This window comes from Parafrankia sp. BMG5.11, from assembly GCF_004337455.1.
In genome coordinates, this window is the sequence record NZ_SJXI01000216.1 from 1 (window position 1) to 1,346 (window position 1,346).

Genomic DNA, 1,346 nt, shown 5'->3' on the forward strand with positions numbered 1-1,346 from the left:
CACACCCACCGACCCGGCATCGGCGTCGGATAGCACCTGAAGATCGGCGATCCGCGTGTCGGGGCGGGCCGCGATCGTGGTGAGGATTCGTTGTAGGAGAGCGAGGAAGCGCTCCGCGGTGCCCGGGTTGAACAGGTCAGTGGCAAAGCTCAGAGACCCAGTGAGGGTGTGCTGGGTCTCGTCCACGTAGATGTCCAGATCCGTCTTGACCGCTCCGAGGGAAGCGTGTTGTTGCCGAGCGGTGACTCCGGGGAGATTGAGCAGGTCGGGCCCGCCGGACAGGTTCTGGTAGGTGAGCATGACCTGGAAGACCGGGTTGCGGGCAGCGGACCGGTCGACGCCGACGGCGGACACGATGTGCTCGAACGGTGCGGCCTGGTGTGCGAGCCCATCCAGCACCGTTTGCCGGGCGCGCCCGAGGAGTTCGCTGATCGTGTGGTCGGGTCGGAGCCGGTGGCGCAGGGGGAGGGTATTGACGAAGTACCCGACCAGGTTCTCCAGGCCGTCCTCAGTGCGGCCCCCGACCGGGGAACCGATCACTACGTCGTCTCCTCCGCCGAGCGCGGAGACCGTCAGCGCGATCGCGGCCTGCACGATCATGAACATGCTCACGCCGTTGTGCTGCGCGGCGCCCCGCAACCCCGTCACAGTCTCGGACGCGACGGCGAACGCGGCATCACCGCCCTGGTGGGTGGGCTCGGCAGGGCGAGACCGGTCCAGGGTGATCGTGGACTCCGCCGGCGCGTCAGCGAGGGCATGACGCCAATAGCTCAAATGCTGAGCGAGTTCGGAATCCGGGTCGGCGGGATCCCCGAGGATGTCTCGTTGCCAGATCGCGTAGTCGGCGTACTGCATTTTCAGCGGCGCCCACCCCGGCTCACAACCGGCCGACCGGGCCTGGTAGGCGGTTGACAGGTCCCCCAGCAGCACCGGCAGCGACCACTCGTCCACCGCATGGTGATGCACCGCCAGCACCAGTACCCACTCCGTGCCAGCCTCCCGCAACAAGCCGGCACGGAAGGGAATGTCTGCCGCCAGGTCAAACCCCTGCCGCACGAAGTCGGCGATCCGTTCCTCTACGGCGTCACCCCCGGCACCGGAGAGATCCTCCGGGATCAGCGTGAGGCGAACGCTCGCGTCCTGGGCGGGGACGACCACCTGGCGCAGCCGCCCGTCGTCTTCAACAATCAGGGTTCGCAATGCCTCGTGCCGGGTGACTACATCCTTCACCGCAGCATCAAGTATGCCGACGTCCAGTTCCCCAGACAGGCGAAGCACCATTGGCACCACATACCGGCCCCCCGGCCCGCCCAGGCGATCAATCACCCAGAGGGCTTGCTGTCCGA

1 protein-coding gene is annotated in these 1,346 nt (G+C 67.1%); it reads right to left on the reverse strand.

Going from position 1 to position 1,346, the window contains the following annotated elements; genetic code table 11:
• On the reverse strand, positions 1 to 1,346 hold a 1,346-nt coding region (locus tag E0504_RS50105; protein ID WP_306769463.1), incomplete at both ends, for a condensation domain-containing protein.